At 67.7% G+C, this 25,817-nt stretch carries 26 protein-coding genes; 18 read left to right on the top strand and 8 right to left on the bottom strand.

Annotated elements, in window-relative coordinates:
* The first annotated feature begins 70 nt into the window (after positions 1–70).
* Entirely contained in the window at positions 71–1,048 is a 978-nt protein-coding gene (gene trxB, locus DFO47_RS01485) for a thioredoxin-disulfide reductase (RefSeq protein ID WP_133830412.1), read from the top strand.
* A gap of 26 nt (positions 1,049–1,074) precedes the next feature.
* Here the strand turns inward: trxB and DFO47_RS01480 are convergent, their stop codons facing one another.
* Positions 1,075–1,416: a hypothetical protein gene (locus tag DFO47_RS01480; RefSeq protein ID WP_018760608.1), complete on the bottom strand. Its 342-nt coding sequence runs from the start codon at positions 1,414–1,416 to the stop codon at positions 1,075–1,077.
* Positions 1,417–1,581: 165 nt separating this feature from the next.
* Between DFO47_RS01480 and DFO47_RS01475 the strand changes: the two genes are divergently transcribed.
* From DFO47_RS01475 to DFO47_RS01465, 3 genes are all read left to right on the top strand, one after another.
* On the top strand, positions 1,582–2,019 hold the full coding sequence (locus DFO47_RS01475; RefSeq protein WP_133830411.1) for a hypothetical protein: 438 nt from the start codon (positions 1,582–1,584) through the stop codon (positions 2,017–2,019).
* Positions 2,020–2,095: 76 nt separating this feature from the next.
* Positions 2,096–3,313, top strand: a complete 1,218-nt coding sequence (locus DFO47_RS01470) for an MFS transporter (RefSeq protein ID WP_133830410.1) — start codon at positions 2,096–2,098, stop codon at positions 3,311–3,313.
* A gap of 23 nt (positions 3,314–3,336) precedes the next feature.
* A complete protein-coding gene (locus DFO47_RS01465) occupies positions 3,337–4,038 on the top strand; it encodes an alpha/beta hydrolase (RefSeq protein ID WP_133830409.1) in 702 nt (233 codons plus the stop codon).
* Here the strand turns inward: DFO47_RS01465 and DFO47_RS01460 are convergent.
* Complete coding sequence (locus tag DFO47_RS01460) at positions 4,007–5,146, bottom strand: NAD(P)-binding domain-containing protein (protein ID WP_133830408.1); 1,140 nt, start codon at positions 5,144–5,146, stop codon at positions 4,007–4,009. The genes DFO47_RS01465 and DFO47_RS01460 overlap by 32 nt on opposite strands.
* A 100-nt stretch (positions 5,147–5,246) precedes the next feature.
* Here DFO47_RS01460 and DFO47_RS01455 point away from each other — a divergent pair, with 100 nt between their 5' ends.
* From DFO47_RS01455 to DFO47_RS01425, 7 genes are all read left to right on the top strand, one after another.
* Complete coding sequence (locus tag DFO47_RS01455) at positions 5,247–5,900, top strand: TetR/AcrR family transcriptional regulator (protein WP_133830407.1); 654 nt, start codon at positions 5,247–5,249, stop codon at positions 5,898–5,900.
* Positions 5,901–6,056: 156 nt separating this feature from the next.
* Positions 6,057–6,599 (top strand): alternate-type signal peptide domain-containing protein, encoded by a 543-nt coding sequence (locus tag DFO47_RS01450; protein WP_133830406.1) that lies wholly within the window; start codon positions 6,057–6,059, stop codon positions 6,597–6,599.
* A gap of 71 nt (positions 6,600–6,670) precedes the next feature.
* Positions 6,671–7,279 carry a hypothetical protein gene (locus tag DFO47_RS01445; protein ID WP_133830405.1) on the top strand — a complete coding sequence of 203 codons (609 nt, stop codon included), beginning with the start codon at positions 6,671–6,673 and terminating at the stop codon, positions 7,277–7,279.
* Positions 7,269–7,898 carry a signal peptidase I gene (locus DFO47_RS01440; RefSeq protein WP_133830404.1) on the top strand — a complete coding sequence of 210 codons (630 nt, stop codon included), beginning with the start codon at positions 7,269–7,271 and terminating at the stop codon, positions 7,896–7,898. The genes DFO47_RS01445 and DFO47_RS01440 overlap by 11 nt, the downstream gene beginning before the upstream one ends.
* Before the next feature lie 39 nt (positions 7,899–7,937).
* On the top strand, positions 7,938–8,387 hold the full coding sequence (locus DFO47_RS01435) for a hypothetical protein (RefSeq protein ID WP_166651650.1): 450 nt from the start codon (positions 7,938–7,940) through the stop codon (positions 8,385–8,387).
* Between the two features lie 188 nt (positions 8,388–8,575).
* Positions 8,576–8,950, top strand: coding sequence for a VOC family protein (locus DFO47_RS01430; RefSeq protein WP_133830402.1), 375 nt, complete (start codon positions 8,576–8,578; stop codon positions 8,948–8,950).
* A gap of 300 nt (positions 8,951–9,250) precedes the next feature.
* Positions 9,251–9,562: a hypothetical protein gene (locus tag DFO47_RS01425; RefSeq protein ID WP_133830401.1), complete on the top strand. Its 312-nt coding sequence runs from the start codon at positions 9,251–9,253 to the stop codon at positions 9,560–9,562.
* Between the two features lie 17 nt (positions 9,563–9,579).
* Here the strand turns inward: DFO47_RS01425 and DFO47_RS01420 are convergent, their stop codons facing one another.
* Positions 9,580–10,485 carry a phosphatase PAP2 family protein gene (locus DFO47_RS01420; RefSeq protein ID WP_043423647.1) on the bottom strand — a complete coding sequence of 302 codons (906 nt, stop codon included), beginning with the start codon at positions 10,483–10,485 and terminating at the stop codon, positions 9,580–9,582.
* A 36-nt stretch (positions 10,486–10,521) separates the two neighbouring features.
* Complete coding sequence (locus DFO47_RS01415) at positions 10,522–11,700, bottom strand: MFS transporter (protein ID WP_133830400.1); 1,179 nt, start codon at positions 11,698–11,700, stop codon at positions 10,522–10,524.
* 52 nt (positions 11,701–11,752) lie between these two features.
* Between DFO47_RS01415 and DFO47_RS01410 the strand changes: the two genes are divergently transcribed.
* From DFO47_RS01410 to menD, 7 genes are all read left to right on the top strand, one after another.
* Positions 11,753–12,745, top strand: coding sequence for an ABC transporter ATP-binding protein (locus DFO47_RS01410; protein ID WP_133830399.1), 993 nt, complete (start codon positions 11,753–11,755; stop codon positions 12,743–12,745).
* Positions 12,684–14,369: a hypothetical protein gene (locus DFO47_RS01405; protein WP_133830398.1), complete on the top strand. Its 1,686-nt coding sequence runs from the start codon at positions 12,684–12,686 to the stop codon at positions 14,367–14,369. Before DFO47_RS01410 ends, DFO47_RS01405 begins: the two co-directional genes overlap by 62 nt.
* Positions 14,366–14,860 (top strand): MarR family transcriptional regulator, encoded by a 495-nt coding sequence (locus DFO47_RS01400; RefSeq protein ID WP_133830397.1) that lies wholly within the window; start codon positions 14,366–14,368, stop codon positions 14,858–14,860. Before DFO47_RS01405 ends, DFO47_RS01400 begins: the two co-directional genes overlap by 4 nt.
* The gene (gene corA, locus DFO47_RS01395; RefSeq protein WP_109044283.1) at positions 14,857–15,873 is read left to right on the top strand and encodes a magnesium/cobalt transporter CorA; all 1,017 of its coding nucleotides are present in this window, start codon (positions 14,857–14,859) and stop codon (positions 15,871–15,873) included. Before DFO47_RS01400 ends, corA begins: the two co-directional genes overlap by 4 nt.
* Positions 15,874–15,934: 61 nt before the next feature.
* On the top strand, positions 15,935–16,939 hold the full coding sequence (locus DFO47_RS01390) for an o-succinylbenzoate synthase (RefSeq protein ID WP_133830396.1): 1,005 nt from the start codon (positions 15,935–15,937) through the stop codon (positions 16,937–16,939).
* Between the two features lie 361 nt (positions 16,940–17,300).
* A complete protein-coding gene (locus DFO47_RS01385) occupies positions 17,301–19,367 on the top strand; it encodes a PhoX family phosphatase (protein ID WP_133830395.1) in 2,067 nt (688 codons plus the stop codon).
* Positions 19,368–19,661: 294 nt separating this feature from the next.
* Complete coding sequence (gene menD / locus DFO47_RS01380) at positions 19,662–21,353, top strand: 2-succinyl-5-enolpyruvyl-6-hydroxy-3-cyclohexene-1-carboxylic-acid synthase (protein ID WP_133830654.1); 1,692 nt, start codon at positions 19,662–19,664, stop codon at positions 21,351–21,353.
* Between the two features lie 124 nt (positions 21,354–21,477).
* Here menD and DFO47_RS01375 read toward each other — a convergent pair whose 3' ends face one another.
* From DFO47_RS01375 to DFO47_RS01360, 4 genes are all read right to left on the bottom strand, one after another.
* Positions 21,478–22,254 (bottom strand): amino acid ABC transporter ATP-binding protein, encoded by a 777-nt coding sequence (locus tag DFO47_RS01375; RefSeq protein ID WP_018760587.1) that lies wholly within the window; start codon positions 22,252–22,254, stop codon positions 21,478–21,480.
* The gene (locus tag DFO47_RS01370; protein ID WP_133830394.1) at positions 22,251–23,210 is read right to left on the bottom strand and encodes an amino acid ABC transporter permease; all 960 of its coding nucleotides are present in this window, start codon (positions 23,208–23,210) and stop codon (positions 22,251–22,253) included. Before DFO47_RS01370 ends, DFO47_RS01375 begins: the two co-directional genes overlap by 4 nt.
* A 35-nt stretch (positions 23,211–23,245) precedes the next feature.
* Positions 23,246–24,199 (bottom strand): ABC transporter substrate-binding protein, encoded by a 954-nt coding sequence (locus DFO47_RS01365; protein ID WP_133830393.1) that lies wholly within the window; start codon positions 24,197–24,199, stop codon positions 23,246–23,248.
* A gap of 189 nt (positions 24,200–24,388) precedes the next feature.
* Positions 24,389–25,786, bottom strand: coding sequence for an isochorismate synthase (locus DFO47_RS01360; protein ID WP_133830392.1), 1,398 nt, complete (start codon positions 25,784–25,786; stop codon positions 24,389–24,391).
* Between the last annotated feature and the right edge of the window lie 31 nt (positions 25,787–25,817).

The raw sequence follows: 25,817 nt of genomic DNA, 5'->3' as shown, positions 1-25,817 counted from the left end.
TTGGCCCTCCCGCTCTGATCCGTGATGTGATCAAGGCACGCCCAGTAGCACCGCCTCCGAAGGACATCCCATGAGCAAAGAACAGCTGATCATTATCGGTTCCGGCCCGTCCGGCTACACCGCCGCCATCTACGCCGCCCGCGCCGGACTGAACCCGCTGGTCCTGGCCGGCTCCGTCACGGCCGGCGGTGCCCTGATGAACACCACCGAAGTGGAGAATTTCCCCGGTTTCCCGGGCGGCATCCAGGGCCCGGAGCTGATGGACGGCCTGCAGCAGCAGGCGGAAAAGTTCGGCGCCCGTATCGAGTACGACGACGCCACCTCCGTTGAGCTCAAAGGCCCCGTCAAGCGCGTCGTCACCGGCGGCGGGGAGACGTACGAGGCGCAGGCGGTCATCCTCGCCACCGGCTCCGCCTATAAGGAACTTGGCCTGCCGGAGGAGAAGAAGTTCAGCGGCCACGGCGTCTCCTGGTGCGCCACCTGCGATGGGTTCTTCTTCCGCGACCAGGACATCATCGTCGTGGGCGGCGGCGACTCCGCCATGGAGGAAGCAACTTTCCTGACCCGCTTCGGCAAGACCGTCACTGTGGTGGTCCGCAAGGGCGAACTGCGGGCCTCCCGCATCATGGCGCAGCGGGCCAAGGACAACCCCAAGATCCGGTTCGCCTGGAACTCCGCGGTCAGCGCCATCCACGGCGACGGCAAGGTCACCGGCGTGACCCTCACGGATACCCGCACCGGCGAAACCCGGCACCAGGACGCCACCGGCATCTTCGTGGCCATCGGGCACCTGCCGCGGACCGAACTCGTGGCCGGCCAAGTGGATCTGGACGAGGAGGGCTACATCAAAGTGGATGCCCCCACCACCTGCACCAACCTCGCCGGAGTCTTCGCCTGCGGCGATGCCGTTGACCACCGGTACCGGCAGGCCATCACTGCGGCCGGCACCGGCTGCGCGGCTGCCCTGGACGCGGAACGCTTCCTGGCAGCCTTGGAGGACGCGGCCAGCATCGCGACCGCGTTGGTGGAGGAACCGACGCACAACTGAGGCAGTCCGGCGGCGGGCCCCCGGGGTCAGACCACTTCGGGGAGCCTGCCCGTTAATACAGAGACCGGAGCGGCAGACCAGCGCTCGCGTTCGGGCTCGTAGGAGATCACCATCGACGCGTCGTTCTCGCGAGCCTCGTCGATGGCGAGCAGCAGGGCATCCTCCATGTGCCGGGCATACTCCAGGCGCTCCGGCAGGGAACCCTGCAGGCCGGCGTCGTCAATCAGCACGTGGCCCTTGCCGTCCACAATGACCTTCAGTGAATACCCGCGGTCCTCGTGCAAGGACCCCCGGGTGGACGCAATCTCGGTGACCCGGTCTGCCCGGACCAACCCGTTGCCCAGAGTGCGAACCCACACTTCACCCATGAAATGACCTCCCCTTGGCGGTGGGCACGAATCAGCGCCCCATAAGGCGAACGCTACTCCTCGCCGGCCCTTTTGTGACCCCTGTATTTTTACCGCCGGGACGCACGCCGGTGGGGGGACCTTCGGCACTTTCGGCATGCGGTGGGGCCGGGGGAGGGTGGTGCCATGGCGGACCGGACTTCCACCGGCGGGAGCGGCAACATTGGCTCCGCAGTGGTCAATGCCCTGCTCCTGTACGGGATCAACATCTGGCCCGGGTGGCAGGTGTTGCCCTTCCTCACCTCCGGCATGGTCCGCGTCCTTGACCTGATCAACGCGTCCATGATCGCCGGCATCGTGGTGGGCGTGGTCTGCGTCCTGATCCGTGCCCGGGCCCTTTGGGCCGTGGGAAACCTGGTGGCGCTGGGCTTCGGCCTGGCCGCCACCGTCCGCGTCTGGGAGGTCTTCCCCTTCGACTTCACCGGCGGCTGGACCGGCTGGCCGGTGCTGGTGCGGGTGCTCCTGGTGATCGCCATGGCGGGCTCGGTCATTGGGGCCGTGGCGGAGCTGGTCAACCTGGTCCGGGCGTTGACGGGCATCGAGCCCCGGCCCAGGAAACGTTAGGGGCCCGGGGCGCTGCCACACCCCGTCCTTCGCCTCACGGCCCTGATGCGTTGGCGGCGGCCATAGGATAAATCTGATGACTTCCCCGGATGACGCCCAGCCCTTCAACCTGCGCAGTATTGCGGTCGCCGCGTTCGGTCCCACGCTGCTCTTCGGAATCGGCCAGGGTGCCATCCTCCCGGTGGTGGCATTGTCGGCCCGCGAGCTGGGCGCATCAGTGGCCGTGGCAGCCCTCATCGTGACCCTCATCGGCCTGGGCTCCTGGTTCTTCAACCTGCCCGCGTCCCTGGTGACCCTGCGCTTCGGAGAGCGCTGGTCCATCGTGGGCGCCGCCGTCGCCGCCGGCCTGGCACTCGCCGCCGCCGCCACCTCCGCGCTGGCCCCGAACGGACTCTGGCTGCTGGCCGTGGCGATGACCGTCGTCGGGATGTCCGGTGCGGTGTTCGGCCTGGCCCGGCAGAAATACCTCACCGAGGCCGTGCCCGTGGCGTTCCGTGCCAGGGCACTGTCCACCTTGGGCGGGGTGAACCGTATCGGAGTGTTCATCGGCCCCTTTGCGGGCGCGGCCGTGATGCAGTTCTTCGGCATCGCCGGCGCGTACTGGGTGGGCGTGGTGGCCATGACCGCGGCAGCCCTGCTGTCCCTCACCATCCCGGACCTGGCCGTGCCGGACGCCCCGCCGGGCGGGGACGGCGCCGCCCAGCCCACGCTCCGGAGCGTGGCGGTTTCGCACGCCGGCGTATTCCTCTCGCTGGGCGTGGGCATCCTGCTGCTCAGTGCGTTGCGGTCCTCCCGGCAGGTGGTGATCCCGCTCTGGGCCGACCATCTGGGCATGGACGCCACCTCCGCGTCCCTGATCTACGGCCTCTCCGGTGCGATCGACATGCTGGTGTTCTATCCCGCCGGCAAACTGATGGACCGCAAAGGCCGGCAATGGGTGGCCATCCCGTCCACGTTGCTCATGGGAACCGCACTGCTGTTGATCCCGCTCACCGGATCCTTCACGGGACTGCTGCTGGCTGCGCTGCTGATCGGCTTCGGCAACGGCATCAGCTCCGGGCTGGTGATGACCCTGGGAGCGGACTTCTCGCCGGATCGCGGCCGCGGCCAGTTCCTGGGCCTCTGGCGGTTCATGGCGGACGCCGGGTCCACCGGCGGTCCGGTGCTCCTCTCCGGGGTGACGGCACTGGCCTCCCTGGGGCCGGGGATCTCAGCCACGGGCATCCTGGGGTTCGCGGCGGCGGCCGTGTTCGGCGTCGTCCTGCCCCGCCTCAAGCATCGCCGGAACTACTGACGCCGGCAGGCTATTCTCGACACATGACCGACCCCGGCGTGAGCGCCCGCATCAGCCCCCTGCACAAAGCCGTGTGGTGGGCCCAGGACTATGCCTATGCCACCGGCTGGCAGGTCAGGGGGTTCCTCTCCCGCGTGCAGCCGGCCTCCTTCCGGACGGGCACCCTGCAGCCCGTGGTGATCATCCCCGGCGTCTATGAAAACTGGCAGTTCATGATGCCGCTCATCCGGGCCATCCATGATGCCGGGCATCCCGTTCACGTGGTCACTGTGCTGCAGCGCAACAAACTCAAGGTCCCGGACGCCGCCAGGCTGGTGGCCCAGCATCTGGAGGAGGCGGGCCTGCACAACGCCATCCTGGTGGCCCACAGCAAAGGCGGGCTGATCGGCAAATACACCATGCTGTCCCTGGATCCCGAGCACCGGATCGACCGGATGATTGCCGTGTGCGCACCATTCTCCGGTTCCCGCTACGCCCGGTACATGCTGCTGCCCAGCCTGCGGATCTTCTCACCGCGCAACGCGTTGACCCTGCAGATGGCGCGCGAGCAGACCATCAACAGCCGCATCACGTCCCTGTACGGCCCGTTCGACCCGCACATCCCGGAGGGCAGCGTGCTCCCCGGCGCCACCAATATCGAGTTGCCCGTGGCCGGGCACTTCCGGATCCTTGGCGACCCCGGGACCGCGAGGATCATTGTGGAGCAGTTGAGCCTTCCGGCCTGACCGCATCCGGTGCTGGAGTTGATGATTCCGCGGCTGCCGCCGGTGCCGCGGCTGCCGCGATCCTGCCGGCGATGAATTCCGCGTCGCGGCCTACGCCGTGGACCATGGAGGAGGCGAGCGAATGCTGGAAGGTGGCGCCGAGGAAGTAGAGTCCGGGCTGGCTGGTGGCCACGCCCCGGTCTTGGGCAGGCTGGCCGTCCGCGCCCATCACGGGCAGGTGGATCCAGTCCAGGTCCGGAGTGAATCCGGTACACCAGATGACGTTGGCCACTTCCAGTGTCGTCCCGCCAGCCAACAGCGGAAGGCCGTCTTTGGTTCCTTCCGTCCTGGCAACGCGTACGACGCCGGCGCGGACCAGGTCCCGGTTCTTCACCCTGACCAGTGGCCCGCTGTGCGAGAGGACCCGGGGCCGGGCCTTCCGGCCGGCGGGCGTGCCGAGCGTGAGGATATGGGAGAAGGCGAAGAAGACGGCCAGCGTCAGCGGGCGGGCGGCGAGGGCGTCGACGCGCCAGGGGATTTCGCCCGGATGGCGGCCGGACAGGTAAGTGGTGCGGGTGGAAGCAAGTTCCAGGGCGATGTCCGCGCCTGAATTGCCGGCGCCGACCACCAGGACCGGTCCCGGCGCGAGGTCACGCGGGCTCCGGTAGCTCCCGGCTGTGAGCTGCCGGATGGCCGGGCTGAGCTGCCCGGCGAAAGCGGGAATTCGGGGTTTCCGGTCCCAGCCGGAGGCGACCACCACGTTGTCGGCTTCGAACCGCCGGCCGCCGGCGTCGATGACGAAGGCGTGGCTGTCGTGGCGGAGGCCGGTGACCCGGACATTGTGCCGGACCGGCAACCCGAACTCTTCACCATAGCGGTCCAGGTAATCGGCGAACTCTTCGCGGGAGGGGAAGGACCATTGCGGTGCGGGGAACCGGCTGCCTGGCAGGGCGTCGTACCGGGCCGGGGTAAAGAGCCTGAGGGAGTCCCAGCGGGCGCGCCAGCTGTCACCTGCTGCCGCATGTTCATCCAGGATCACAAACGGCCGGTTGAGGCGGGCAAGGTGGTAGCCCATGGCCAGGCCTGCCTGGCCGCCGCCGATGACCACGGTGGTGAAGCGCTCCGACATGGTGTCCTGCCCTTCCGTCCGTGCCGCTCCGCTGCGGTCCCGGGCTTCCTGCTACAATTCATCCGAAAGTTGTTCGGATGAATTAAGGCTAGGCCCGGCGATGAGTGAAGTCAATGCCCAGGCACGCCGCTACAACTCCCCGTTGCGGAGGGAACAGGCGGCGGCAACCCGGGATGCGGTGCTCTCCGCTGCCCGGGACCTGTTCGTGGGCGAGGGGTACCGGTCCGCCACCGTTGCGGCCATCGCCCGGCGGGCGGGTGTCGCCGTCGACACTATCTACGCCACGATCGGGCGGAAGCCGGACCTCCTGCGCGGGGTGGTGGAGGCGGCGATCTCGGGGACCGGCCAGGCCGTCCCGGCCGAGCGCCGGGACTACGTGATCCGCATACGCGAGGCGACGCGGGCGGCCGAGAAGATCTCCCTGTACGCCCAGGCCCTGGCACACATCCAGCCCCGGCTGGCGCCGGTGTACGAGGCGCTCCGTGATGCGGCCGGCACCGATCCGGCCTGCGGCGCGCTCTGGCGGGAGATCTCGGACCGGCGCGCGGCCAACATGCGCCAATTCATCGCGGACCTCGCCACGACGGGGGAGCTCCGCACCGACCTGCCGGCCGCGGAACTCGCCGACGCTGTATGGAGCATGAACGGGCCGGAGTACTGGGGGCTGCTGGTAGGCCAGCGCGGCTGGGATCCGGAGCGGTTCGCCGGGTGGTTAAGCGATGCCTGGTGCCGGCTGCTGCTGGACCGGTCCTGAGCCGGGGTTGCGCCTATAACCGCAGGTCAAGCAGCAGTTGAAATTTCAAATACCTTGAGCATTTGTTGACTCTTTACCCCCTCGCTTCCTGAGCTTGGCCCTGCAAAGTAGTTCCCAGCTAGTCAAAACGAACACCACAAAGTCTGAGGGGACATCATGAAGAACAGCACTCTGGTCAAGGGAACTGCCGCTATCGCCGTTGGCGCCGCACTGCTGCTGGGCGGCGGGGGCACCCTGGCCAACTGGAACGCAGAAGCAACCGCCGCTCCCGGCACCATCGTTTCCGGCGACCTGAACGTGGTCAAGGCCGTCGACGGCGTCTGGAAAGACCGTACCGGCACCGTCATTCCCGACATCTCCGCTTACAAGGTTGTCCCGGGCGACAAGCTCACGTTCACCCAGGACCTGACCGTGACCCTGGTGGGCAACAAGATGGCCGCCAACGTCACCACCACCGGCATCAGCGCCACCAACGGCTTCACCCCGGCCAACGTCTCGGTCAGTGCTCCCGCGCTCACCGTGGGCAGCACCGCCGTCGCAAACCCCCTGGTTCCAACGGGATCGGACCAGACGGTCACCGCAACCATCACCTTCGAATTCCTGTCCACCACCACCGGCCGCGCGGACACCACCAAGAGCTACAACTTCAACAACGTGGCCTTCCAGCTGACCCAGGTCACCCAGCCCGGCCTCTCCTAGCCTGACGTGGCCGGGTGGCCCCAGGGCCACCCGGCCGGCAGTACCAGGAAACAGGACCAGGAGGAAGCCACATGCGCATCACGCGCTCACTAAAGGCAGCAGCATTGATCGCCGCTGCCGTGGTCCTGGGCCTGTTCACCGTGCAGGGAACTTTTGCCCTCTGGAACGCGTCCGCGGTGGCCGCTCCCGGAACCGTGACCGCGGCCTCGTTCGATGTGGCGCTGACGGCGGTCAACTCCGGCACCACCACGAACATGACCCTGGCCACCGGGGCCGCGGCGAACCTGGCATTGTCTCCAGCCGGCACGCTCGGGCCAGGTAGCCCGGTCTCCGGGGGAGTGGTGGTCACCAACAACACCAACGCCGGCGGCCAGTTCAACACCGCCACCACGGTGGGCCAGCCAACAGTGGCCAACACCGGCGGGGGCACGCTGGCCTCCTACATCATCGTGAGCGCGAAGACCGCCGTTTCCTCCACGGAATGCAGCTCCAGCACCGGCTACGCGCAGATCGGCGCCAGCGGCCTTGCCTCGCCCACAGTGGGCAAAGGCGGGTCCACCATCTTCTGCTTCCAGGTCAGCCTCGCCTCCGGCGCCCCGTCAACAGTGAAAGGACAAGCAGTGACCATCTCCCTTCCACTCACCGCACGTCAACTCTGCGGGGTGCCCAGTGGCTGCTGACCTGACCGAACGCCTTCTCGGCGGAGACACCGAACTCGTCACTCCGGCAGCCGAGCCAAAGCCGGCACGCCGGCGCAAAGGCGCCTGGGCCGCCGTCGGACGCATTCTGAGCATGGCGGCGATGCTCGTGGCGCTGTTCGCCGCCATTGTCCTGATCGTGGTGCCGGTGGCGACCGGATCGCAGACCTACACCGTACTGACCAAGTCCATGGCGCAGCACTACCCGCCGGGCACCTTCATGGTGATGAAACCAGTGCCGTTCAACGAACTCAAGTACGGCGACGTCATCACCTTCCAGCTGTACTCGGGCCGCCCCGACGTGGAAACGCACCGGATTGTCGGGTTTGGTTCCACCCAGTCCGGGGAGAAGACGCTCATCACCAAGGGCGACAACAACGGGGCCAACGATCCCGAGCCCATCCGGGCCATCCAGGTCAAAGGCAAGCTGTTCTACGCCGTCCCGTATGTCGGTTTCGTGGCCAACTTCCTGGGCAATTCGGACCGGGAAATGTGGACGGTCATCGCGGCTGTGGCACTGATCGGCTACGGCTCCATCACGGTCTACAAGTCCGTTCGCAAGGCCCGCAAGCATGATGACCCCGCTGCCGAGGCCGCCTGAATGCGGCGGCTGAGGAGCATTCCAGGAGCCACGTTCGCCGTGGGGGCATTTTTGCTCACAGTGCTGCTGGGTGCCGGCGCCGGCACGGCCTCGGCCCTCTGGCAGCAAAGCGCGACGGCAAGTATGGCCGTCACGGCGTCCGGCACCTGGCCGACGCCGGTCCTGCCCACCCCTGCCTGCACCGCCGGGGACACCGCCAACAAGACCATCCAGTTGAGCTATTCCGGATTGTCCGAGGTACCAACAAAGTTCACCGTTTCTGCGGCCGGGTCCAACGGGACGTACGGATCCAGCCTGGACTTCGCGGGATCCGGCGGGACATCCGGGAGCTTCGTGGTTTCGGGTGATTCCGTGGTCTTTTCCCAGGTCAGTTCCGCCACCGCAACCGTGCGGGTGGTTGCCACGTTTGCCAGCGGGGCGCAGTCCACCGCATCGGTCAAGGTCACCCTGGACATCGGCACCGGAAACAGGAAGGTCTACTGCGCCTGACCACCGCCAGCCCGGCGGAAGAGGGCGCCGCTGCAGCCCCCCTTGCAGCGGCGCTCCCTCCCGCCGGGCTGGCCTCGCGACACCCACATTCGGTGGCGACCCGGAGCCGCCCGGACGCCCCCGATATGTGGGACGCGCAAGGGAGACAGCGCCGCGAAAAGGGGTTTGCGCGTCGGTAGACTGCGGTCATGTCATCCCGAATCAGTGAACTCGTCCTGAATTGCGCCGACCCCGAACTGCTTGCGCGGTTCTGGTGTGGAGTCCTTGGCTACGTCGAGCTGGACCGCGAGGAGGGCTCGATCGAAATCGGGCCGGCGGCCGGTTTCGGCGGCCTTCAGCCCACCATCATCTTCAGCCCCAGCAGCAACCCGCGCGTGGGGCGGCTGCCGCTGCACATCGACATCAACCCGGTGGACCGGGACCAGGATGCCGAACTGGAACGATTGCTGGCACTGGGAGCGCGGCCGGCCGACGTCGGCCAGACCGGCCGGGAGCAGTGGCACGTCCTGCAGGACCCGGAGGGCAACGAGTTCTGCCTCCTTCGCAGGCGGCTCGAACCCTGAGCCTGGCCGGTCCCGGATACTGGAGTGCCTGGGGGCGCCCACTTCAAGACGCCACCAGGCACTAGCAACTATCGACGGCGGCGCTCAAGTTACCCGGAGTAAATTCCGCAAGGTTCGGTCAAGAGTTTCCGGCTGCGGGCCGGACCTCCAGGCGCCGACATAAAATGGGCAGCCGACTTCGGTGCCGGCGTGTCCCGTTCAGGTACTAGGACCCTTTACCGGCGTGCCAGGGAAGGCGCTAAATTGTAGCTACCTATCCGGGCGACGTCCATGACAGCCCGCGGCTATGGAGGGACGAACGTGGAACTCTTCGGCGACAAACCTGCCGTCGCTGCCGCAGCCCTGACCAGGCTCGTCGCCGCCGAGGCCCGGACTCCTGGAAAGCCGGCCGGCCGCCTCCAGGCGTACCTCAGCGATCTGGTGGTGCGGAACGGGCCCCGCATCGTCGAGCAGCTCGCCATCGAACTGGCACGCCAGCACTTGGCCACCATGGATTTGCTGGCCAAGGAGACGGGAAAGCCCGCCGCCCGCTACCTTGACGACGTTGAGTTGGCGGCCGCCATGGATGAGAGCATCAGCCGGGATTCGGCAGACCCCGGCGACGGTTACTGACGCCCGCCAGTGGCCCTTTACGGGCCGGTCGCGTCCCGTCGCCGTGCCGCGAACGCGAACAAGGACGTCGTTGCCACCGTAGCCAGGTACCCCGCGATCACAATCAGCGAGATCCCGGCCCAGAAGTAGTTTGTGGTGCTGGTTTCCTGCCACGGGCTGGGCGCAATCCGGATCAGCGAATAGACGGCCACCCCGGCCGAGGCCAACCCGATCAGCACCGGAAGCGTCAGCCAGATCCGGGCCGAGCCAAGGTGCCGGCCGAACCCGTCCCACTCATTCCAGGAACCGCGGCGCAGGATCAGCCAGCCCGCAGGGATCATGAAGGCACCCACCAGCAGGAAGGCGGCCACTACGTCCGCGGGCCGGTGCCACTGGTTGATCACGGTGGAGGCGCCGGAGGCAATGGCAAACGAACCACCAATGAAACCGGCCATGGGGCGCCAGCGCGGGGATGCCATCAGGAATACGGCGGCCGCGGCGGAGGCCGCCAGCGTGGTGTGCCCGGACGGCAGGGAGTTGAGCTCAAGGGTCAGCACGCCTTTGTCCGGACGGGCAGGCAGCAGGTCCTTGAGTACCTGTGTGGCCACGTTGGCGCCGATGCACGCCGCCACCGCGATTCCCGCTTCCGCCCAGTGCCGCCGGATCACCGTGACGAACAGGACCACGACGGCGGCCATCACCAGGGAGATGGTGGGCAGCCAGTCCAGGAACTGGGTTGCGGCCTTGCCTGCCGGTCCGTGGATGTCCACGGCTTCCACCAACGCGGACTCATCGATGAACTGGCCCGTTGCAGTCTGTACGAAGAAGTAGTACGTGGCAACCAGCCCGGCAATGCAGGCCACAGTGGACAGCACGAACAGGAACGCCGAGCCCGGAGCGGGCCGGGACGGTGTCCTGGTGGGTAGTTGCTGTGAAGAAGTCATCGCGCTTAAGGGTGACACAAAAAGCTGGATGGCTGCTCAGGGGCCGGTGGCATCCGGCTTAACGGGGTCGAGCCGGGGAATGCTTGCTGCCGCCACCAGCACGGCGAGGACGCCCAGGCCGAACGGCAGCGCCGTGGCCGTCGCGATGCCGCCCACCAGGAGCGGGCCGCCGGCGTCACCCAGTTCGCGGCCGAGTTCGGCCGAGCCCATGGTCCGGCCCATCCGTTCCGGCGGCGTGGTGTCCGCCAGGTGCGCGAAGCCCAAGGGCGTGGCGGCGCCGATCCCGGTCCCGATGCATGCCGCGGCCACGAAAACGGTCACCAGGCCCGGGGCAGCCGCAACGAGGGCGACGCCCGCGGCAATTAGCAGCAGGCCAACGGTGGTGCCCCTGTTGTCAGTGACGGCGTTCCGGTCACGCAGCCTGCCGATCCACGGCTGGGTCAGCACCGAGCCCAGCGCCACCACGCTGACCGCGGCCGTGCCGGCGAAGGCGTCCATGCCATGGCGGGCGGCCAGCGCCGGAAGGAAACCGACTGCGGCACCCAGCGCGCCGGTGGACGCGGCCAGCACCAGCGTGGGAACCAGGAACCGACGCTCGCCCACCTGCCGGGCCAGGTCCATCACCGTGTACCGCTTCCGGGGGAGCGGCTCCAGGTTCGCGACGGACACCAGCACCCACACGGCCGTGACCGCGGCCAGGACGGAGAGGGCGCCGAACAACAGCGGGAAACCGCCCGCCAGGATCAGCCCCGCACCCAGCGGCGGCCCGATGATGTAGCCCAGGCTCTTCCAGGAGCCATACCGGCCAAAGTAGGTGCCGGCCTTGCCGCCGCGTGCCATCCGGGCCACCATCGCGGACGACGCCGGCGAAAAGGCCGACGCCGCAGCGCCCTGTCCCAGCCGGGCCAGGGCCAGGACCAGGGGATCGGCCGCGCCAAGTCCGATCAGCGACAGCACGGCGAAGGCCAGCAGGCCACCCACGACGACAGGTTTGGTTCCGATCCGGTCGCTGAGCGCACCGAAGACGGGTTTGAGGAACACCTCGGCAACGTCATACAAGGCCAGGAGGATTCCGAGGTTCAGCAGCGTCAAGCCAATATTTCCGCTTTGCGAGCCCAGCCCGGCCGCGATGCTGTGGGCGCCGAAGGCTGTGACGAATCCCGCTGCGTACAGTGGCGCCGAGGACGAGCGGACGGCCTGGCCTTCAGTGCTCATGATTGGGACTTTAGTACCTTCACAAACTTGTGAAAACTCCGAAGATTAGTCCATGAACACTGTCATCCAAACTGTGGGCTTGCATAAAAACTTTGGCAAGGTCCGTGCCCTGGACGGGCTGGACCTTGACGTCCGGGCAGGGGAGATCCATGGCTTCCTGGGGCCCAACGGCGCCGGGAAATCGACCACCCTGCGCATCCTGCTGGGCCTGGCCAAGGCAACATCCGGTTCCGCCACCGTCCTTGGCATGGACCCCTGGACCCAGGCTGTTGAACTCCACCGGCGCCTGGCCTATGTCCCCGGCGACGTCAGGCTGTGGCCCAACCTCTCCGGCGGCGAAACCATCGACCTGCTCTCCCGGCTCCGCGGCGGTACAGCGGATGGTGCGGCGTACCGCCGCAGCAAGGACCGGCTGTGCCAGGCCTTCGACTTTGATCCGGCCAAGAAGGGGCGCGCCTACTCCAAAGGCAACCGGCAGAAGGTGGCCCTGATCGCGGCCCTCGCCACGGACGCCGAGCTTTACCTGCTCGACGAGCCCACGAGCGGCCTCGACCCGCTCATGGAGGAGGTCTTCCGCCGGGAACTGCTCGCCGTCGTCGAACGGGGCGCCACCGTGCTGCTCTCCAGCCACATCCTGACCGAGGTGGAGGTCCTGTGCCACCGGGTAAGCATCATCCGCGCCGGCAGGATTGTGGACGGCGGGACGCTGGACTCCCTGCGCCACCTGACCAGGACCGAAATTTCGTTCGCCGCCGATGGCCTGGACACAGCCTCCCTGGCACGGCTGGGGGCCGTGCATGACCTGACATTCGACGCCGGCCGGGTCAAGTTCAGCGCGGAATCGGACCGGGTGGCGGAGGTGCTGCCCGCCCTGGGCGCCCTGGCGGTGCAGGGGCTGACCATTACGCCGCCGTCGCTCGAGGAACTGTTCCTGCGGCACTACGGCGACCCGGCGGCAGGTGCCGAATCCGGGGCGCTGGACGATGACGGGGACCACCGGCACGGCGCGCGCCGGCACCTGCTGGGCGCCAGGGGACGTGGCTGACATGGCCGTCCTCATGATCCTCTGGGGCCAGCGGTTGCGCCGTGACCGCTGGCAGCTGCTGAGCTGGATCCTGGGAATCGGCGCCTTCGCCCTGTTCGCCGCCTCCGCCGTGACCCAGACGTACGGCAACGCCGCCAGCCGCGCCGAAATTTTGCAGGTGGCCATCGCCACCCCCGCCATCCTGATGCTGCGCGGCCTGCCCCGCGGCGCTGACCAGGGCGCCTTCACGTTCTTCCTGGTCTATGCCTTCCTGGCCCTGCTGGCCGGACTGATGAGCACGTTCCTGGCCGTGCGCCACACCCGTGCCGACGAGGAAACCGGGGGCGCCGAGCTGGTGGCCGCCACCCCCGCGGGCCGGCTCTTGCCCACAATTGCCACCGTCCTGCACGGTGCGGCGGCCAATGTCCTGGCGGCGCTCGCCGTCTTCGCCGGCCTTGCCGCCCAGGGCCTGGACCTGCAGGGGTCCCTCGTTGCGGGTGCGGCCACGGGCGCCGTCGGCCTTGCCTTCCTTGGCGTGGGCATCCTGGTGGCCCAGTTCATAAGCACCTCGCGCGGCGCCAACGGTGTCTCCTCCGCCCTGGTTGTCCTGGCGTACGTGCTGCGCGGGATCGGCGACGCCACCGGAACCCCGCACGCTGACGGAACGTCCATGACCGAAGGCGCCGCCAGCTGGTTCTCGCCCATCGGATGGGGCCAGCAGACGTTCGCCTTCTCCGGCAACCGGGCCTGGCCGTTGCTGCTGCCGCTGGGGCTCGGCGTCGCCTGCCTCGGGGCCGCATGGGTCATCCTGGGCACGCGGGACAGCGGCGCCAGCGTTTGGGGTGCCCGCCCCGGACGCCTCACCGCCCGGCCGGGCCTGCGCAGCCCTGCGGCCCTCGCCCTGCGCCTGCAAGCCAACTCGATCATCGGCTGGGCACTGGGTGGCCTGGCCCTCGGCCTGCTGGCCGGGTCGCTGGGAAAGGCGATTGCCGCCGTCGACACGCCGGACACCAATATCACCGCCGTCCTGAGGTCGATCCTGCAGTCGCAGGGCACTTCCCTGACCCAGCTCATGGTGTCTGTCCTGTTCTCGATGGCAGGGATCCTGGCCGCTGCCTGCGCGCTGCAGGCCGTGATCAGGCTCAGGCAGGAAGAGGCCGCCGGGACCGCGGAACTGCTGCTCGCCGCTCCGGTGGGGCGGATGCGCTGGCTGGCCGGCTACCTGGTGCTCGGTGCCGCAGCAGTGGTCCTGGTTATTGGCCTGACCGCGGTGGGCACGTGGATCACGCTGACCGGTTCCGGTGACCAGGCCATGCCGGCTGATGCACTCTGGCAAACCGCCGTGGCGCAGCTGCCGGCGGCGCTGGTCTACCTCGCCGTGCCCGCCCTGGTGTTCGTCCTGTGGCCCGCCGCGACCATCGGCGTTGGCTGGGCACTGCTGGGGCTCGGGGTGTTCCTGGGGATCTTCGGCGGCATGCTGGGCCTGGACCAGAGCCTCCGCGACCTCTCCCCGTTTACCCACACGCCGGTCCCGCACGGGAACGCGACCGACTGGAGCGGGGCGTGGTGGATGCTGGCCATCGCCGTCGTCGCCGGCGCGCTTGCCGTCGCGGCGATGCGGCGGCGGGAGGTGGGGGCGGCATGAGCGCCGGGACGGGGGTGGCTGCCGCCCGGGACGCCGGGGTGGCCGCCGCGGCTGCCGAACGCACGGCTGCCGCGTTCGCCGCCGCCGGGTTTCCCAAGATGCCCGCCAGGACGCTGCTGGCCCTGGTGTCATCCGAGCAGGGGAGCCTTACGGCTGCAGAGCTCGCGGAGCGGCTGGGGGCCAGCGCCGCCGCCGTGTCCGGGGCGGTGCGCTACCTGCAGACCGTCGGCTTCGTGCACCGCGTATCGCAGCCCGGCTGCCGCCGCGACCTCTACGCACTGCACGACGACGAGTGGTACGTGGTGTCCATGCGGAACAGTCCCATTTACGAGAAGCTCGCCGAGCTGACGGACGCCACCGCCGAGGCCCTGCCGGAAGGTTCGGCGGCCCGGGCCCGGGTGGCCGAGATGGCCCGCTTCTACCGCTTCCTCAAATCAAGGATGCCGGCCCTGCTGGACGACTGGGAAAAGGAACGGGAGGCGCAGCCGTGACCATCATCGACAACGCGGTGTACGTGAACGGGCTGCGGACCGAGGACCCCGAGGACCTGGACGAGACCTATTTCCTGCTGCGGCAGCGTGAGGGGATGGCATGGATCGGGCTCTACCGGCCCGATGCCGCGGAACTGGAGTCCGTCGGCGAGGAATTCGACCTTAACCCCCTGGCCGTGGAGGACGCGCTCGCCGGGCATCAGCGCGCCAAACTGGAACACTACGGGGAGTGCCTGTTCCTCGTGCTTCGGCCCGCCAAGTACCGTGACGACGTCGAGAAGGTCGACTTTGGCGAGATCCACGTCTTTGTCGGCGAAGAATACGTCGTCACCGTCCGGCACGCCGAGTCCCCGGACCTGGCCCGGGTCAGGCGGCGGATGGAGTCCATGCCGGAATTCCTGGCCCTCGGCCCGGACGCGGTGCTGTACGGCATCCTGGACCAGGTGGTGGACGAATACGAACCCGTCGCCGCCGGGCTGGAAAACGATATCGACGAGATCGAGGACGACCTCTTCGGCGCGGACCCGGACGTATCCCGCCGCATCTACGAACTGTCCCGCCAGGTGATCATGTTCCAGCGTGCCACCAGTCCGCTGGCCGGGATCCTGCAGGCCCTGATGTCCGGAACCCCGGACCGCGAGCAGGCATCGGAGCTCCGTGACCACTACCGGGACGTCCTGGACCACGTGCTCCGGCTCAACGAACGCGTGGCGGCCTTCCGCGCCCTGCTGCAGAACGCCCTCGCGGTCAACGCCGCCTTGGTGGCCCAGCGGCAAAACGATGAAATGAAGAACCTGACAGTTTCCAGCTACGCCCAGAACGAGGAGGTCAAAAGGATCTCCTCCTGGGCTGCCATCCTGTTCGCCCCCACGCTCGTGGCATCCATTTACGGCATGAACTTCCGCATCATGCCCGAGCTCGAGTGGGACTACGGCTACCCGTATGCCATTGGACTGATGCTGCTCCTCGGGCTCATCCTGTACCTGGCGTTCAAGCACAACAAGTGGATCTAGGTTTTCCACACCGCCGGTGCCGCAGATCCGGGAGGACTCCGGCGCCGGTACAGTGAAACCCATGCCGCGCCACGATGCCCCGATACCCCCGCTGGACGAACTCCTTGCGGGAGCGCACGTGGTCAGCCTGCCCATGCGGGTCAAGTTCCGCGGCATCATGGAACGCGAATCACTGCTGCTCCGCGGCCCGGCCGGGTGGGGCGAGTTCTGCCCGTTCCCGGAGTACGGCGACGCCGAGGCTTCCCGTTGGCTGGCCGCCGCCATTGAAGCGGGCTGGCAGGGCTTCCCGGCGCCGCTGCGCACGTCCGTGCCGGTCAACGCCACCGTGCCCGCCGTTCCCGCGGACCGGGTGCCGGAGGTCCTGGCCAGGTTCGGCCGGGTGGACGCGGTCAAGGTCAAGGTTGCAGAGCGCGGACAGTCACTGGACGACGACGCCGCCCGGCTTCACGCCGTCCGGGCGGCCCTGCCCGGGGCTGCCATCCGGGTGGACGCCAACGGCGGCTGGGACGTGCCCGCAGCGGTGGAAGCCCTGACCCGGCTGGCCGCCGTCGGCCTGGAATACGCCGAGCAGCCGGTACCCACCATCGAAGGGCTGGCCGAGGTCCGCTCCCGGCTGCGGGACGCCGGCACTCCGGTGCTGATCGCCGCCGACGAGAGCGTGCGGAAGGAAACCGACCCCCTGCGCGTCGCCAAGGCCGGTGCGGCGGACCTGATCGTCGTCAAGGTGGCCCCGCTCGGGGGAGTGCGGCGCGCCCTGGACATCGTGGCGCAGGCTGGACTTCCCGCCGTCGTCAGTTCCGCGCTGGACACCTCGGTGGGGATCCGCGCAGGCTTGGCCCTGGCCGCAGCACTGCCAGACCTGCCCTACGCCTGCGGCCTGGGCACGGTGTCGCTGTTCGAATCCGACGTCACCCTGGACCCCCTGGTGGCCGACGACGGCGCGATCGGCCTCCGCGACGCCGTTCCCGACGCCGGGCTGCTGGAGCGGTTCGCGGCTCCGGCCGAACGCCGGGACTGGTGGCTGGGCCGGGTCCGCCGCGTCCACGCCCTCCTCACCGCCCCCTGACACGCCCGCTCACTTTTGGCGGTTTTTCCTGGCACGCCCGCTCACTTTTGGCGGTTTTTCCTGGCACGCCCGCTCACTTTTGGCGGTTTTTCCTGGCACGCCCGCTCACTTTTGGCGGTTTCTCTTGGCACGCCCGCTCACTTTTGGCGGTTTCTCTTGGCACGCCCGCTCACTTCTGGCGGTTTTTCCTGACACGCCCGCTCACTTCTGGCGGTTTTTCCTGACACGCCCGCTCACTTCTGGCAACGTCCCTGCAGGTCACGGGCGGTTAACCATAACTTCATCAAATGGACGGTTTCCTGTAGGAACGGGCTGGAAGGGTGGGCGGGCACCCCAAAGACATTCCTTCGGAAGGCTCCCCATGTCTGAAACTGCTCGCAAGTTCACCCTGCTGCCCATGCTCGGCCATACGAAGGGCAAGCGCAGCCCGGTCACATGTGCACTCAAATGCGACAACGCCTGCGCCGGCGAGGTCTGCAACACCAGCTCCAACGGCTACTTCCGCGACATTGCCTCCGCCACGCTGTCCCGCCGTGCCGCCCTGGGCCTGGGCGCCGCCGGTGCGCTCGCCGTCGTCCTCGGTTCCGCGGTGAACTCCGCCGAACCCGCCTCCGCCGCAGGCCTGTCCAAGGCTGCCAAGGAGGGCTTCGGCAAGTCCAAGCTGCAGTTCACCGCCATCAAGCCGGTGGACAAGGCCGTTGATGCCTTCACCGTCCCGGACGGATTCACCTGGCAGCCCATCATCCGCTGGGGTGACCCGCTGTTCAGCGATTCCCCGGACTTCGACCTGAACAACCAGACCGCGGCAGCGCAGGCCCGGCAGTTCGGCTACAACAACGACTACACGGACATCGTGGAGATCCCGGACAGCAAGGGCCGCCGCGCGGTGCTGTTCACGAACCACGAGTACACCAACGAGAACATCATGGTTCCCGCCGGCTACGACGCCAAGGAAACCCGCGCCATCGGACGTGCCGCCCATGGCCTGGCCGTGGTGGAACTCGAGCGCAAGAACACCACCAAGCCGTGGTCCTACGTCAAGGGCGCGCCGCTGAACCGCCGCTACCTCTCCGACACCACCTACGAACTGACCGGCCCCGTTGCCGGGTCGGCCCTGGTCAAGACCGTCGCCGACCCCTCCGGCCGCGCCATCAAGGGAACGTTCGGCAACTGCTCCGGCGGCACCACCCCCTGGGGCACCATCCTCTCCGGCGAGGAGAACTTCAACGGCTACTTTGTCTCCGGCGGCACCTCCGCCAGCGACAAGCGCTACGGCCTCACCGCCAAGCCCACCGCCCGCCAGTGGGAGTTGGACGATCCCCGCTTCGATACCCGCAACGCCGGTTACGAAAACGAAACCAACCGGTTCGGCTGGATCGTCGAAGTCGACCCGTTCGACCCCACCTCCACCCCCAAGAAGCGCTCCGCGATGGGCCGCTTCAAGCACGAGGGTGCCAACGTGATCGTGGCCGAATCGGGGCATGTGGTGGCCTATATGGGTGACGACGAGAAGTTCGACTACCTCTACAAGTTCGTCTCGGCCGGGAAATACCGCGAGGGCGACCGCAGGAACAACATGAACCTGCTCTCCGAGGGCGACCTGTATGTCGCCAAGTTCACCGGAAACTCTCCCGCTGCTGAGATTACCGGCACCGGGGCGCTTCCCTCCGACGGCGCGTTCGACGGCACTGGCGAATGGCTGCCCCTTGTGGTCGGCGGCAAGTCCGCCGTCCCCGGCATGTCCGTGGAGGAGGTCCTGGTCTACACCCGCCTGGCCGCGGACAAAGTGGGACCCACCAAGATGGACCGTTGCGAGGACGTCCAGCCCAGCCTGCACACCGGCAAGGTGTACGTCGTCTGCACGAACAACTCGGACCGCGGTACCGGCACCAAGGAAGGCGCCACCGAAGTCAACCCGCGCACGCAGAACCGCGACGGGCACATCGTGGAAATCACCGAAACCGGGGACCATACGTCCACGAAGTTCAACTGGACCCTCCTGATGGTCTGCGGCGATCCCGCCCAGGGCGACGTCACCTACTTCTCTGGCTACCCGGTGGACAAGGTTTCGCCCATCTCTTGCCCGGACAACGTGGCCTTCGACTCCGTCGGCAACCTCTGGATCTCCACCGACGGCGCCCCATCCGGGATCGGCTACAACGACGGACTCTTCAAAGTCACCCTGGACGGTGCAGAGCGCGGCAAGGTGGAACAGTTCCTCTCCGTTCCCCGCGACGCCGAAACCTGCGGGCCGGTCATCCACGACGACGAGCGCACCGTCTTCGTCTCCGTTCAGCACCCGGGCGAGGAAGGCACTTTCGAGGCGCCGCATTCCTACTTCCCGGACTATGTCCCGGCAGGTACGACGCCGGCACCCGGCAAGGTGCGTGCGCCCCGTCCCGCAGTGGTCCAGGTGTTCCGCGGCTAACGCCTGCCAACGCCCGCTCACCTTCGACGGGTTTTCCGGTAACGCCCGCTCACTTTTGCCCTTCTTGGGCGCATAAGGTGAGCGGGCGTTTCCTTTTGAGTTGCCATAGGTGAGCGGGCGTTTCCTTTTGAGTTGTCATAGGTGAGCGGGGGTTGGGGGATTGGTTGTCATAGGTGAGCGGGCGTTGGAGGGTGGCAGACTGGTTGGGTGACTTTGCCGAACGAACCCGCACCGGACACCTCCGCCGAAACCGATCCCGGGAACGCCACCGCGCCTGCCGACGCCGCGCCCGGGTTGGGCGCGCTTGCTGCGGCACGGATCGCCGTCGACGTCCTGCTCGACGGCGGCGTGCGGCACGTGGTGGTATCGCCCGGATCCCGGTCGGCCCCCATGGCCTATGCCCTGGCAGAGGCGTCCGCGGCCGGCCGGGTGGAGCTCCTGGTGCGGATCGACGAGCGGTCTGCCGGCTTCACGGCCCTGGGCCTTGCCCTCGCCACCGGAACGCCGGCTGCCGTCCTCACCACGTCCGGGACCGCCGTCGGGAACCTGATGCCGGCGGTGATGGAGGCCAACCACGCCGCCGTGCCGCTGATCGTCCTGTCGGCGGACCGGCCGGAGGAACTGCGCGGGACCGGCGCCAACCAAACCACCGTCCAGCCGGACCTGTTCGGCGAGCAGGTCAGGTTCGCCGCCGACATTCCCGCCGGGACAAGCCCGCAGCGCGCCGTGGAAACCGGGCTGTCAGCGGCCACCGGGGCATTCCCGGACCTGCCGCCGGGGCCGGTCCAGCTCAACCTCGCGTTCCGGGACCCGCTGGTTCCGTCGCCACGTGACGGGTTGCCCGAGGCGGTGGAGCGGCAACGCTACCGGGTGGGTTTCGAGCCGCTGGTCATGAACCTGCCGCCCGCCCCGGAGGACCTGCCCGAGCGGCGCACCGTGGTGCTCGCCGGGCACGACGCCGGGCCGGTCGCCGAGGCCTTCGCCCGCGCCCACAACCTCCCGCTTCTGGCTGAGCCCTCCTCCAACGCCAGGTTCGGACCCAACGCGGTGGGCCCCTACCGGCTGCTGCTGGAGCACTTCGGGCCCGGTTCCATCCAGCCCATAGAGCGGGTGGTGCTGTTCGGCCGGCCCACGCTGTCGCGCCCCGTAGCCTCCCTCCTTGCCCGCGCGGACATTGAATCAGCCCTGTACCAACCGGTTCCGGTCGCCTGGTACGAACCCGGGCGCCGCACCGAACTGCCGCTGGAAAACCTCGCGGACCTGGCCGACTTCGCCGGCCGCGGGAGCTCCGCCTGGCTGGACACCTGGCTGCTTGCCGGGTCGGCCGCCCAGCACGCGCTGGACCAGGTGGTCTCCGAAGAGTCCGCCGCCACCGGCCCGTCCGTTGCATCCCTGGTGTGGAGGAATGCCCGCGGCCAACTGCTGCTCGGATCCTCCAACGGCATCCGGGACGTTGACCTCGCCGGTTTGCCGGCCCCGGATCCTGCCGCCACGGTTTACGCCAACCGGGGCCTGGCCGGGATCGACGGCACCATTTCCACAGCCACGGGCATCGCGTTGGGCGGGCTGCAGGAAACCACGGTCCTGCTGGGCGATGTGACGTTCCTGCACGACGCCGGCGGCCTCCTCCTCGGCGCGGGCGAGGAACAGCCGGACCTGCGGATCGTCGTCCTCAACGATTCCGGCGGCGCCATCTTCAGCCTGCTGGAGCACGGGGGAGTGGAAGAGGGCGGACGCTACGGGGACGCCGTCGAACGCCTCTTCGGCACCCCGCACTCGGTGGACATCGCGGCACTTGCCACGGCGTACGGCGTCGGGCATTCACTGGTCAGTACGACGGCGGGACTCGCCGAAGCGCTCGGCCAGCCTGTGCAGGGGCGCAGCATCGTCGAAGTCCGCACGGACCGCCGGCAGCTCAGGCAGCTCCATGCCCGCATCAAGGACGCCGTGTCCGCCGCCGTCGCGGGAGTCCTCGCGGGCCGGTAAGCGCCGCCCGCCGCGTTGGTGGCACTCCACGGGAGAACCAGCCCGCGACGCAAAAATTCCCTGGTGCTGCCGGAATATTGGCAGCACCAGGGAATGTGCGCATCGAACGGGAAATGCAGGAGCGTCAGAGCACGCGGCCCAGGAACTCCTTGGTCCGGGCATGCTGCGGGTTCGCGATGATCTCCCGGGGGTCGCCCGATTCCACCACCACACCGCCGTCCATGAAGGTCAGGGTGTCACCCACTTCGCGGGCAAAGCCGATCTCGTGGGTCACCACGATCATGGTCATGCCCGACTTTGCCAGGTCCTTCATCACGTTCAGGACATCGCCCACGAGCTCCGGGTCGAGCGCAGAGGTGGGCTCGTCGAAGAGCATGAGTTCCGGGTCCATGGCCAGCGCGCGTGCGATGGCAACGCGCTGCTGCTGGCCGCCTGAGAGCTGGGACGGGTAGTGGCCGGAGCGGTCCGCCAAGCCCACCCGGTCCAACAGTTCCAGCGCGCGCTTCTGCGCGGCAGCCTTGGACTGGCCCTTGACGTGCACGGGTGCTTCCATCACGTTCTGCAGCGCGGTCTTGTGCGGGAACAGGTTGAACCGCTGGAACACCATGCCGATTTCGCGGCGCTGGGCGGCGATTTCCTTGGTCTTGAGGTCGTGGAGCTTGCCGTTGACCTCGCGGTAGCCAATCAGCTGGCCGCCCACGGAAATCCGCCCGGCGCTGATGGATTCCAACAGGTTCACGCAGCGCAGCATGGTGGACTTCCCGGAACCCGAAGGCCCGATCACCACCGACACTTCGCCTTGCCGCACCGTCATATCGATGCCCCGGAGGACATGGTGGGGCCCGTAGAACTTGTGCAGCCCCTCGATCTTGACCAGCGGCTTTTCTGCTGTGACCGTCATCGTGCACTCTCCTCGGGGAAGTCCGTCTTCAGGGACCGCTGGGCGTCGGCACCCGCACCTGCAGCCTTGGCCGCTGCCGGATTCACGGCAGCGGGAGCGAGGTTGTCCACGCCCTTGCCGTAGTACGCCTCGAGGTAGTGCTGGCCCACCATGAGGATGCTGGTGACGAGAAGGTACCAGAACGCGGCAACGATCAGCAGCGGAATCGGGAGGTAGATGCGGTTGGCCAGGGCATTGGTGGCAAAGGTCAGGTCCAGGGTGAACGGGACCGCCAGGACCAGTGAGGTGGTCTTCAGCATGCCGATGGTTTCGTTGCCGGTGGGCGGGACGATGATCCGCATGGCCTGTGGCAGGATGATCCGCCACATGATCTTGCCCTTGGACATGCCGAGCGCCTCCGCGGCCTCCTGCTGGCCCCGGTCCACGGACTTGAGGCCGGCGCGGAAGATTTCCGCCAGGTAGGCCGACTCGTTCAGGCCGAGGCCCAGGATCGCGGGAATCAGGCCTTTGCTGGGATCGGAGAGTGCATAGCTGAACAGTTCAGGACCAAACGGGATCCCCAGCGTGAAGGCCGGGTAGAGAACCGTAACAAGGCCCCAGAACACCAGCTGCGTGTAAACCGGGGTTCCGCGGAAGAACCACACCCAGACCCAGCTGGACCAGCGGAAGACCGGGTTCTCGGACTGCCGCATGACTGCCAGCAGGATGGCCAGGACGATGGCCAGGACCATCGAGGCGACCGTCAGCAGGAGCGTCCACCCCACGCCCTGGACAACCTTCACGTCCAGGATGTAGGTGCCCACAACGTCCCAGCGGAAGTTGGCGTTGGTGAACAGGCTCTGCACGAGCCCGGCCACCAGCAGGAGGATGATGGCGGCGCTGATCCACCGGCCAGGGTGGCGCACCGGCACTGACTTGTTCAGTACGGGTGCGTCCCCGTGTTGATGGTGTTCCATGTGCACGCCTGACTTGTCGTCGGTAACGCGAAAACTCAAGACTTAACCGCCGGGTTGACCTCGGACTTGGTGATGGCGCCCTCGGAGTTGCCCCAGCCTTCCAGGATCTTCTTGTAGGAGCCGTCCTCCATCAGCTTGGTGACGGCCTTCTGGATGACGTCCGCCCAGGCGGTGTCGGCCTTGGCCACGGCGATGCCCTGCGGCGCCGAGTCGTAGACGTCGCCCAGCTTCTCCAGCTGGCCGTTGGTCTGGGTGAGGGCGTAGCCGATGATGGGGGAGTCGGCGGCCATGGCGTCGATGCTGCCGTTCACCAGGCGCGTGGTGACGTCGGTCTGGTTCTTCAGGGTGACGATGTCAATGGGCTTCTTGCCGTCGGCCGCACACTTCTTGTTGCGGTCGGCAAGGTCCGGGTCTTCCTGCACGGTGCCGGTCTGTACGCCGATGGACTTGCCGCAGACGTCGTCCAGCGAGAACTTCTTGGGGTTGCCCTTTTGTACCGCCCAGGCGGTGCCGGCGTTGAAGTAGCTGACCATGTTCACGGCCCCCAGGCGTTCCGGGTTGATGGTGAACGAGGAGATGCCCAGATCGTACTTGGGGCCGAGGGCCGGGAGGATGCCGGTGAACTCGGCGGTCTGGACCTGGACCTTGAGGCCCAGGGTGGCGCCGATGGCCTTGGCGATGTCCACGTCGTAGCCCACGGGAGTCTGGCCGTCCGGACCGAGGAATTCGGCGGGGGCGTAGCTGGTGTCAGAACCAACGGTGATGGTGCCCTTGGACTTGATGGCGTCCGGGACCATGGCGGCCAGGGCGTCATCCTTCTTGACGGTGGTGGGATCAAAGCTGGCGCTGGCGCTGCCTGACGAGGTAGCCGCGCTGGAAGGACCCGTTTCCGAGGCATTGGTGCATGCTGAGAGGGCCAGGGCGCTGATGGCGATCATAGTGGCGGCGGTCAGCTTGGAGGTGCCCAGGAGGGTACGGGGAGTCTGCATTTCTTACCTTTTGTTGCAGGGGCTATGAGGTACTAACGCGGCTTATAGTGTAACGCTCAACAAGAGAGGTACGTCACACGCAACTAAGTTTCACTATTGGATAACTGTAGCGGGGGCAAAATCAAGCCTTCCAGAGCAGGACTTGTCTGTCATCCCAGACTCGGGGCCCAGACTCGGGGCCGCCGGAAACTAGCTGTTGATGCCCAGGGACTCCAGCATCGGCCGGAATTTAGCCCAGGTTTCAGCCAATTCGGCCTCCGGCAAAGAGCCGTCAACAATTCCGCACCCGGCATACAGCCTGACGGTGTCGGGTGACTCGATGACGGCGCCGCGCAGCGCGATGCCCCATTCGCCGTTACCCGCGGCGTCCAGCCAGCCCACCGGCCCGGCATACGGTCCACGGTCCAGGTGCTCCAGCTTGCGGATCAGCTCGCCCGCCACGAGGGTGGGCGTCCCGCAGACGGCAGCGGTGGGGTGCAGTGCGTTGATCAGGGCCAGGCACGTGGGGACGTGCCCTTCCACCTCGGTGAGCTCCGCCTTGACGTCGGAGGCCAGGTGCCAGACATTGGGCAGTTCCAGGATGAACGGCTCGTCGTGGGCATTCATCGCCTCGGAGAAGGGCGCCAGCTGCTTGGTCAGCGACTGGATGGCGATCTCGTGCTCATGGCGCTGCTTTTCCGAACCCGCCAGGACCCGGGTGGCGTAATCCATGGGCGCGCCGTCCTCACCGTGGGCGTCCCGCCGGTCAAGGGTGCCGGCGAGCACCCGGGCCTGGGCGGTGCGTCCTTCCACCTGGATCAGCATCTCCGGTGTGGCGCCCACCAGGCCATCTACCCCGTAGGTCCAGCATTCGCGGTACCTGGCGGCGAGCTCACGCAATACATCGGCGGCATGTACGCCGGAAGGAATGGTTGCCACCACATCCCGCGCCAGCACCAGCTTCTCCAGCGCTCCGGTACGGATCTCGGCGACACCGGCGGCCACAGCGTCCATCCAGGCTTCCTCGCTGAGGGACCCGGTGTGCAGTGTTGCGCCGGCGGCCAGGGGGAGGGGACGCACGACGGCGCCGCGGCCTTTGCCGGGCACGCCGCCCTGGGGAGCGTCCCCGGCGGAGTCCGCCGTCGTGGTGCCCTTAGCGTCCGGGTTTCCGGCGGCAGCACTGCCGAGCCAGCGGTCCAGTGCCGCAACCGCCGTCTCTTCGGTGAGCGGGCCGTCGTCGAACGTTAACTGGGTGAGCCACACCTGGTTGTCCCGGACGCCCACCACGATCTCCGGCACGATCAGCCGCGACTCGTGCCGCGAGGTCTTCGAGAAGGCGAAGGAACCGAAAGCGACAGGGCCGGTGCCGGGCAGCTCCACCGCATCCGTGACGTCCGCCTCAAGGACCAGGTGCCGCCACCAGATATCCGCTTCCAGGAACCGGTCCGGACCCGTGGCGGTGAAGCGTGAAATTTCGCCAAACCCGGCCAGCCCGGCTTCGCGGCGGGTCCAGCACAGGACGTCGTCCCGGACCAGAAACGAAGGCAGCCCCCCGGGGAATGTTTTGCCATCCAGGGGGACTGTCAGGGTGCGGAACGTGCTCGTCATGATGAGACAACACTACTCCCGCGTAGGCCGG

This window comes from Arthrobacter sp. AG258 (genome assembly GCF_004364695.1).
Classification (GTDB): Bacteria; Actinomycetota; Actinomycetes; order Actinomycetales; family Micrococcaceae; genus Arthrobacter.
This window is presented reverse-complemented; position numbering and strand designations above follow the sequence as displayed.